Origin of the sequence: Pseudomonas sp. PS02290 (genome assembly GCF_029960075.1) — a bacterium.
Classification (GTDB): Bacteria; Pseudomonadota; Gammaproteobacteria; order Pseudomonadales; family Pseudomonadaceae; genus Aquipseudomonas.
Genome location: NZ_JASCOY010000027.1, coordinates 59061 through 67172, shown reverse-complemented (window position 1 = coordinate 67172; position 8112 = coordinate 59061). Strand labels below are relative to the sequence as shown.

The window sequence follows — 8112 nt, the reverse complement described above, 5'->3', positions numbered from 1 at the left end:
CCCTTTTTCTTCCCAGTCGTGCCCTTTTTGTGCAGTCGTGCCCATGTCTAAGGGTGGGCACGACTGTGGGCACGACTGCGGGCCAGAGGGAAACATCGCGTGGTCGCCGCCAGGCTGGGGCATTGACCAAGTTACGACAGTGTCACCACCGAACCCGGTGCGGGCGGTAGTGATTGATAGCCGCTCGCGCGCCTTGCGGATTTGTTTTTGGGTGTAGCCATTACCCATCATCAAACTCTTGGCTTCTTTCCCGGGGAGCGGCCCCTTCGCAAGAATTCGCTGCAACGCCTCAGCGGGATCGTCGGAGTCGTCCAGACGGGTCTCGTCTTCGTTGCCTTCTACATCGCCCAGGATCTCGCGAGCAGAGCCCTCGATCAGATCGCCCCAAGCGACCCGCGTGGCTTCGATGCCGTCATCGATGGTGCACGGTTCGATGACGTAGGAGACGCCGCCTTCGTCCGTGCCAATGTTCGACTTGGCCCGAGCCAGCACACGGGCGTCTGAATCGTGCTGCTTGGCGGCCACCAATACTGTGCGAGCGAGCGCCGAGAACGCCTGCGAGCCAATGACCCGATCCGCCGGCGACGTACCTGCACCACCTTTGGCGAAGTGAGAAATGCCCACCACGGCACACAGGTGTTGCTCGGCGAAGTCCACAACGCCCTGCAGACCCCGGCGTACATCGTTGGCCTTGTGCATATCGCCCTTCACCGCGCTAACCACTGGGTCAAGCATCAGGAGCGAAATACCCCCCATCTCCTGGGCCGTTATGTGGAGCAGGCCGATGTCGTTTGATGGGTCGAACGGTTCTGCATCACCCCGAGCGTTGACCCGACCCTGGAGGATGGCGACGCGGTTCAGGTCGGCGCCGGCCGCAATCAGTCGTGGCACCAGCGTGTCCGATGGATCGTCCTCTGCAGACCAGATCACTACATTGCCCGCCTCGCGGCAGAGTTCGCCATCCGGCCAGCGGCCGGCGGTCGTGATGGTTGCAATCAGGCCAATGAGCAAAGTGGTTTTTCCGGTACCGCCGGCGCCGGCAAGGATGTGGAGCTTCCCGCGGGCCAGCCAGCCAGGCCACAGCCAGCGAATGGGCACAGGTTTGATGTTGATGGCGCGGACAGCATTAGCACGCCATACGGTTGGCAGATTGGCGCGCGTTATGGCGCTCTTGGGCTCTTCCCACTGAGCGCCGAACGGGTCTTTGTTGATAGTCATACGACCCCCAAACGTTGCTTGGCCAGGTTGAAGCGTTCTAGGTCTTCGCCGGTCAGCTCCCCCTTTTGCAGTTGCGAGGCGCCAATCTGGAAAATCGTGCGCTCATGATTGATTGCGGCAGTGCTAGGGCCGGTACGCTCGCGATGCACGCCGGGGAACAAGTGGCGCAGTTCCAGTCCAATCGCTTCGACGATGTTTTTCGCGGAGCACCCCGCCCAACACTTCACCAAGACAGTGCCATCCGATGTTTCTGAAATAGTGAGGCTGGGCGACTTGTCCGTATGGGCTGGGCAGCACGCTTTCCACTTCTGCGCGCCAGCTGGTCTAACTTTGTCGAGCCGCGAAAGTATGTTCTCAAGGCAAGCCGAACCCGCCGGCGCAAGTGCGCCGTTTTTATTATTCATGGTTACTTCCCTTGCTTAAGTTCGTTCAGACGAAGCTCGGTTGCATTGCCGGTATCTGACAAATTGCTGATCAGATGCCCCAAACTTTCAAGCATCCAGCCGATATCCGTTACCGCAGTCACACTAAGTCCAGTTTCGCTATTCGAAGCAGTGCAGGCCAGCAAGTTACCAATTCCCGAAACACCATGGCCTATAACTGAGAGGTAATTGCTAGACGCATAGGAAATGTCTTTAAGTTTCTCGGGTGACATTTTCTGGATCGCTTCATGCGAAGGGAGCATATCCCCCCAATGGGCAGTCATTGCACACCTCTGGCACTCACAGCTGCATAGGCAGCACCGGCGTGACGATGCGACCAAAGGAAGTTATCGCTTCTTAAGATTATTGACTCAAGGCGGCACTCGATCTCGGTAGCAATCGGCTTATCGAATCCACCGAGCGCCGGGATAACTTGACCCATGAGGATCGCGCGAAGCTCTTTGAACGTTGCGCGAGCTTCATTCATTCGGGCCATGTCTTCGGGGCTAACGACCACTTCGCGCAGTACTTCGCCTTCTAGCAGGAACAGAGCTGGGAGGTTGTTCATTGCGCACCGCCCTGCGCTTCCAGGGCGCGAGCCTGATCCATGTGGGCGTTGTAGCGTTTCAAACGGACAGATAGGGAGGAATTTGCGCGGAGGGCACTCAGTGCCATACGACGGTGAGCAATTGCGCGGATTTTGGACGGAATGAGGGTGGTCATGGGTGTAGCTCCGTTTACTTCACTGGAGCCACCGCGTTCTGCCGCCAAGCAGAGAAGGGTGGCGAGCTGCATAGGATTGGCGGACCGGGGTAAACGGAGCCCGGCGCACACGAAGGTGCTCCCACACAGCCCGCCATAACACATTGATGCGGGCACAAAAAAAGCGCCTGCAATCGTAATGGGGGCGCTGTTGCGCCGCTTACTGATCGACCCGCCAAGGTCGGCCGCTGAATTGGCAGCGACGGCCGAACCATACCGAGGACGATGATTGCCTGCAACCAAATCTATCGACCGTTCGTCGCGGGTCTTGAGGGGGCGTTTTGCATTCGTGCTCAGTCGTGCCCCAGTGGTGCCCAGCCTTGGGCATGGGCACGACTGCACAAAAGGGGCACGACTGGAGTGAAAAAGGGCACGACTGAAGGTAGGTTCGCCAAGGTGCTCACGAATGTGCTCAGTCTTTTTGGTGAGCGCCTTGAGCACCTTCGGGGTTTTCGTGAGCGTCTTCGGTGAAGACATTACGCCACCTCGCCACGGCATTCAGCGATGCGATCAGCGACCCACGAATTCACCTCGGACTGAACCCAGACAGAGTGGCCAGGTGCAAGCTTAACCTGGGTGGGAAAGGTGCCGGCTTTGATGCGGCGATAAAGCTCCGATTGGCTGAGGGATGTGATTGCCAGGACTTCTTTGATGCGGATGAAGCGGCGTGGCTGATCGGTCATGCTGGTAACGTTTGCCATCGTCTGCGCCTCCTAGGGCGGGCTGGGTAATCGACGATGGCAATGCTGGTGGCTGAGATGGGTTTATAAAATTCGAGGCACGCTACGGAAAACCTATTATCCGTTACGGAAATACCAATATCCGTTACGCAAGACGCTTTTTCGGCCGCCCCTTTGCCTTGGCGTAATCAGGCGCCACGCTCCTGATCCACACTTTCACGCGATCCGCACTATCCGGTAGGCGGTCGGAAAAGCCTTCATCTATAAGTTTGCTCCACACTTTATCTGCCATTTCGCTTGTTTTGATTTCGTTGGCCGTATCATCCGTCCACATCGCCGAGGCTAATTCTTTTGCTCTAGTCGAAACTTGTAGTTTGGCCTTGTTGCCTTCAATCAGCGGCTTGAGGCGAGATTTTTCGGTTTCGATCAGGCTTGTGGCTGATGAGCTTGATGATTCAAGTATCGCTAAAAACAGAGGCACTAGACCTCTCCTTACGGCATCTGAAATATCATCTTCGCCTTCTGTAGCTTCTTCAAGGTATTGGAACGCCATACCAATGAAATCTTTTATTGGCGTGTCTTGTTCATGTGTAATTAGTGTTCTTGCCAAGATTTCCAGCTCGCCGAAAGATGGCGCATTGCCCGAGGTGAGCGCTTTTGAGATCGCCTCAACAGCTGAGTTGAATTTCGGTGTGAACTTCTTCCAGGTGGGTGTTAATTTATCGAAGTCTAAATCATCAGCACTTTTATACTCTTGCTCTGATAGTTTTTTTGCTGAAGCTTGGAGCGGGTGGCGTTTGCTGGCATCCGTAGTCGGGTACTTGATAGTCATTGTGTTTTCCGAATCGAAACGACGTTAGATCCCATACACAGGGCTTCAACAGAGTCAGCCCATTCCTGCATCATCTTTCTTCGCTGAGGTAGGTAATGGGCATGATTGTATGTATCGCGGATCTCGTCCTGATCGCCGTGGGCCAACTGGCGCTCGATCCAATCACGGTTATAGCCTCGGCTGTTCAACTCAGTGCTCAATAGATGGCGAAAACCATGGCCCGTCTGACGACCTTCGTAGCCGATCTGGCGCAGCGCTTTATTTACAGTGTTCTCCGACTGAGGCCGCTCACGGTTGTTACGGCCAGGGAACAGGATCGGATACGTGCCGGTGATTTGCTCCAACTGCGCCAGCAGCGTCAGTGCCTGCTGCGGGAGCGGAACAATGTGCGATCGCCTGGCTTTCATGCGCTCTGCGGGAATTGTCCAGGTGGCCGACGTCAGATCGAACTCTGCCCATGGCGCGTGCCTTAGTTCACCTGGGCGAACGCCTGTGAGCAGTAGCAACCGGATTGCCAAGCGCGTCGTAGGATCGCACTTGCCAGCGTCCAATTTGCGTAAGAGCTCCGGCAAATCAGAAAGCGGAACGTGCGGGTGATGCTGCGTCCGAGGTGCGACAGCCGCGACCACGTCGAGGTCAGTTGCTGGGTTGGCTTCTACAGCACCCTTGGCCAGGCCGTAACGGAATATTTGGCTGAGCCACTGGCGGATCTTGGTGGCCACATTGAAAGCGCCGCGCTTCTCAACCTTGCGGACAAGCGCCACCAGGTCGGGCCGTTTGATCTCATCCAACGGCCGTTGCCCAAGGATAGGAAGGATGTCGGATTCCAGATACAGCATTGCCTTCGCTGCGGTAGACGGAGCCCATCGAGGGCTGTTGTATGCGTGCCACTCGCGCGCAAGGTCTTCGAACCGATGGACGTGTGCGGCCTGGGCGCGCTTCTCGGCCTGTTTGTGCGCGGCGGGGTCAATCCCGTTAGCGAGCTGGCGGCGGGCATCCTCGCGGCGCTCGCGTGCTTTAGCTAAGGTGATAGTAGGGTAGGGGCCCAGACCTATCATCTTGGCCTTGCCGCCGAACCTATAGCGCAGACGCCACAGCTTTGAGCCGCTGGGCGTTATCTCCAAGCAAAGGCCGGCTGTATCAGCCAGGCGGTAAAGCTTGTCGCGGGGCTTGGCGGTGCGAGCGGCGGTGTCTGTGAGAGCCACGGCGGGTGCCTCAATGCGGTCAGAATGTGAGTAGATTTCTAGACCGAACTCGGCCTACTCACGAATCTACTCACATATCTTTGGGCTTACAAGGGATTCGCCGGGAACGCTGGGCACAAAAAAACCGGCGCGGTGGCCGGTTTTGTTGAGGTTCAGGGTCTGGTAGGGACCGCTGGATACTACTGTTTGGTGCCCCGAGGGAGAATCGAACTCCCACTTCTTTCGAAAACGGATTTTGAATCCGCCGCGTCTACCAATTCCGCCATCAGGGCTCAATGGCGGCGAAGTATAGAGATGAGCCTACCGTTGGTCAATCATGTTTCATGGTCAATTTTCACTTATTCGGCTAAACTTCCCGGCCCTGCTAGACGAACCCCATCATGCGTGTCGCTGACTTTACCTTCGAGCTCCCGGATTCATTGATCGCTCGCCATCCTTTGGCGGAGCGACGCAGCAGCCGTTTGCTGACCCTCGACGGGCCAAGCGGCGCGCTGGCACACCGCCAATTCACAGATTTGCTGGAGCATTTGCGCCCTGGCGATCTGATGGTCTTCAACAATACCCGGGTGATTCCGGCGCGGCTGTTCGGGCAGAAAGCCTCGGGCGGCAAGCTGGAAATTTTGGTCGAGCGCGTTCTCGATCAGCACCGTGTGCTGGCCCATGTGCGCTCCAGCAAGTCGCCCAAGCCGGGTTCGACGATCCTCATCGATGGCGGTGGCGAGGCCGAGATGGTCGCGCGCCATGATGCGTTGTTCGAACTGCGCTTTGCCGAGCCGGTGCTGCCGCTGCTCGAGCGCGTCGGGCACATGCCATTGCCTCCTTATATAGACCGCCCGGATGACGATGCCGACCGCGAGCGTTATCAGACCGTGTATGCCCAGCGCGCCGGTGCGGTGGCGGCACCGACGGCAGGTCTGCATTTCGATCAGACCATGATGGACGCGATTGCCGAGAAGGGCGTCGAGACCGCATTCGTGACGCTGCACGTCGGCGCGGGTACGTTCCAGCCGGTGCGCGTCGAGCGCATTGAAGATCACCACATGCACAATGAGTGGCTTGAAGTTACTCAGGAAGTGGTCGACGCCGTGGCGGCGTGTCGCGCACGCGGCGGTCGGGTCATCGCCGTGGGCACGACCAGCGTGCGTTCGCTGGAAAGTGCCGCACGCGATGGCGTGCTCAAGCCCTTCAGCGGTGACACCGATATCTTTATCTACCCGGGCCGACCTTTTCATGTGGTCGACGCGCTGGTCACCAACTTCCATCTGCCGGAATCGACGCTGTTGATGCTGGTCTCGGCATTCGCCGGTTATCCCGAAACTATGGCGGCCTACGCGGCTGCGGTGGAGCACGGTTACCGCTTCTTCAGTTACGGGGATGCCATGTTCATCACCCGCAATCCCGCGCCGACCGCTCCCGGGGAATCCACCCCGACGGACTCGGCCCCAGAGGATCACGCATGAGTCGCACCTGTCGTATGTCTTTCGAGCTGCTGGCCACTGATGGCAAAGCGCGTCGCGGTCGTCTGACCTTTCCTCGCGGCGTTGTCGAAACGCCTGCGTTCATGCCGGTCGGCACCTACGGCACGGTCAAGGGCATGCTGCCTCGGGACATCGAGGCCACCGGCGCTCAGATGATCCTCGGCAACACCTTCCACCTGTGGCTGCGTCCGGGCACTGAAGTCATCAAGGGCCACGGCGACCTTCACGATTTCATGCAGTGGAAAGGCCCGATTCTGACCGACTCCGGCGGTTTCCAGGTGTTCAGCCTGGGCGCGATGCGCAAGATCAAGGAGGAAGGCGTGACCTTCGCCTCTCCGGTTGACGGCGCAAAAGTGTTCATGGGGCCTGAAGAGTCGATGCAGGTTCAGCGCGACCTCGGTTCCGACGTCGTGATGATCTTTGACGAATGCACGCCGTATCCTGCGGACGAAGAGGTTGCGCGCACCTCCATGGAGTTGTCGCTGCGCTGGGCCAAGCGCTCCAAGATCGCGCACGGCGAGAACACCGCGGCGCTGTTCGGCATCGTTCAGGGCGGCATGCACGAGAACCTGCGCATGCGCTCCCTCGAAGGCCTGAACGAACTCGACTTTGACGGCCTGGCGATTGGCGGCCTGTCGGTCGGCGAGCCCAAGGACGAGATGATCAAGGTGCTGGACTACCTGCCGGGCCGCATGCCCGCTGACAAACCTCGTTACCTTATGGGTGTAGGCAAGCCGGAGGACCTGGTTGAAGGTGTCCGCCGCGGCGTCGACATGTTCGACTGCGTGATGCCTACGCGCAATGCGCGCAACGGTCATCTGTTCATCGACACCGGTGTGCTGAAAATCCGTAATGCGTTTCATCGTTACGATGAGTCGCCGCTGGATCCGACCTGCGATTGCTACACCTGCAAAAACTTCTCCCGCGCCTATCTGCATCACCTGGACAAGTGCGGCGAAATGCTGGGTAGCATGCTCAATACGATCCACAATTTGCGCCATTACCAGCTGCTTATGGCTGGTTTGCGCGAGGCTATTCAACAAGGTACATTGGCCGCCTTTGTCGACACGTTCTATGCCAAACGCGGGCTTGTGACGCCGTTACTGGACTGAGCGACATCCGGTCTTTCGCTTCCTATTATTAAAATATGCAACTGGAGTGTTAAATGAGCTTTTTCATCTCTTCCGCTTTCGCGGATGCGGCTGCCCCTGCTGCTGCAGGCCCTATGGGCGGCGGCTTCGAGTGGATTTTCCTGGTCGGCTTTCTGGTCATCTTCTACCTGATGATCTGGCGTCCACAGGCCAAGCGCGCCAAAGAGCAAAAGAACTTGCTGGGCAACTTGCAGAAGGGCGATGAAGTCGTCACTACCGGCGGTATCGCGGGCAAGATCAATAAAGTGACTGATGACTTCGTTGTTATCGAAGTGTCCGACACCGTAGAGCTGAAGATCCAGAAGGGCGCAATCGCTGCCACCCTGCCCAAGGGCACTCTGAAAGCCATCTGATTCCAGTCTTT

The 8112-nt window shown here is 57.8% G+C and carries 11 protein-coding genes and 1 tRNA gene; 3 read left to right on the top strand and 9 right to left on the bottom strand.

From position 1 onward, the window contains the following. The 9 genes from QMX88_RS14365 to QMX88_RS14325 form a co-directional block, all read right to left on the bottom strand. Positions 1–1218 (bottom strand): AAA family ATPase (locus QMX88_RS14365; protein WP_282370356.1); only part of this gene is annotated, 1218 nt, incomplete at its 3' end. Then, entirely contained in the window at positions 1215–1622 is a 408-nt protein-coding gene (locus QMX88_RS14360; RefSeq protein WP_282370354.1) for a virulence-associated protein E, read from the bottom strand. The genes QMX88_RS14360 and QMX88_RS14365, both read right to left, overlap by 4 nt. A gap of 2 nt (positions 1623–1624) precedes the next feature. Next, complete coding sequence (locus tag QMX88_RS14355; RefSeq protein ID WP_282370351.1) at positions 1625–1924, bottom strand: hypothetical protein; 300 nt, start codon at positions 1922–1924, stop codon at positions 1625–1627. Next, the gene (locus QMX88_RS14350) at positions 1921–2208 is read right to left on the bottom strand and encodes a hypothetical protein (protein WP_282370349.1); all 288 of its coding nucleotides are present in this window, start codon (positions 2206–2208) and stop codon (positions 1921–1923) included. The genes QMX88_RS14355 and QMX88_RS14350 overlap by 4 nt, the downstream gene beginning before the upstream one ends. Further along, on the bottom strand, positions 2205–2363 hold the full coding sequence (locus QMX88_RS14345; RefSeq protein WP_282370347.1) for a hypothetical protein: 159 nt from the start codon (positions 2361–2363) through the stop codon (positions 2205–2207). Before QMX88_RS14345 ends, QMX88_RS14350 begins: the two co-directional genes overlap by 4 nt. Before the next feature lie 515 nt (positions 2364–2878). Beyond that, entirely contained in the window at positions 2879–3103 is a 225-nt protein-coding gene (locus QMX88_RS14340; protein WP_282370345.1) for a helix-turn-helix transcriptional regulator, read from the bottom strand. A 124-nt stretch (positions 3104–3227) separates the two neighbouring features. Continuing rightward, positions 3228–3914 carry a hypothetical protein gene (locus QMX88_RS14335; protein WP_282370343.1) on the bottom strand — a complete coding sequence of 229 codons (687 nt, stop codon included), beginning with the start codon at positions 3912–3914 and terminating at the stop codon, positions 3228–3230. Beyond that, the gene (locus QMX88_RS14330) at positions 3911–5119 is read right to left on the bottom strand and encodes a tyrosine-type recombinase/integrase (protein ID WP_282370341.1); all 1209 of its coding nucleotides are present in this window, start codon (positions 5117–5119) and stop codon (positions 3911–3913) included. Before QMX88_RS14330 ends, QMX88_RS14335 begins: the two co-directional genes overlap by 4 nt. A gap of 187 nt (positions 5120–5306) precedes the next feature. Beyond that, positions 5307–5391, bottom strand: a tRNA-Leu gene (locus QMX88_RS14325). Between the two features lie 108 nt (positions 5392–5499). On the opposite strand from QMX88_RS14325, the gene queA reads away from it, so the two are divergent. Genes queA through yajC form a run of 3 tightly spaced genes read left to right on the top strand, consistent with a single transcriptional unit; the run spans position 5500 to position 8101 of the window. After that, a complete protein-coding gene (queA, locus tag QMX88_RS14320; protein ID WP_282370339.1) occupies positions 5500–6579 on the top strand; it encodes a tRNA preQ1(34) S-adenosylmethionine ribosyltransferase-isomerase QueA in 1080 nt (359 codons plus the stop codon). Between the two features lie 14 nt (positions 6580–6593). Further along, a complete protein-coding gene (gene tgt / locus QMX88_RS14315) occupies positions 6594–7709 on the top strand; it encodes a tRNA guanosine(34) transglycosylase Tgt (RefSeq protein ID WP_192171046.1) in 1116 nt (371 codons plus the stop codon). Positions 7710–7762: 53 nt separating this feature from the next. Then, a complete protein-coding gene (yajC, locus tag QMX88_RS14310) occupies positions 7763–8101 on the top strand; it encodes a preprotein translocase subunit YajC (protein WP_037012510.1) in 339 nt (112 codons plus the stop codon). The last annotated feature ends 11 nt before the right edge of the window (positions 8102–8112 follow it).

Coding starts and splice junctions, on each gene's coding strand:
- QMX88_RS14360 (WP_282370354.1), bottom strand. CDS start 1,622: ATGAATAATAAAAACGGCGCACTTGCGCCGGCGGGTTCGGCTTGCCTT.
- QMX88_RS14355 (WP_282370351.1), bottom strand. CDS start 1,924: ATGACTGCCCATTGGGGGGATATGCTCCCTTCGCATGAAGCGATCCAG.
- QMX88_RS14350 (WP_282370349.1), bottom strand. CDS start 2,208: ATGAACAACCTCCCAGCTCTGTTCCTGCTAGAAGGCGAAGTACTGCGC.
- QMX88_RS14345 (WP_282370347.1), bottom strand. CDS start 2,363: ATGACCACCCTCATTCCGTCCAAAATCCGCGCAATTGCTCACCGTCGT.
- QMX88_RS14340 (WP_282370345.1), bottom strand. CDS start 3,103: ATGGCAAACGTTACCAGCATGACCGATCAGCCACGCCGCTTCATCCGC.
- QMX88_RS14335 (WP_282370343.1), bottom strand. CDS start 3,914: ATGACTATCAAGTACCCGACTACGGATGCCAGCAAACGCCACCCGCTC.
- queA (WP_282370339.1), top strand. CDS start 5,500: ATGCGTGTCGCTGACTTTACCTTCGAGCTCCCGGATTCATTGATCGCT.
- tgt (WP_192171046.1), top strand. CDS start 6,594: ATGTCTTTCGAGCTGCTGGCCACTGATGGCAAAGCGCGTCGCGGTCGT.
- yajC (WP_037012510.1), top strand. CDS start 7,763: ATGAGCTTTTTCATCTCTTCCGCTTTCGCGGATGCGGCTGCCCCTGCT.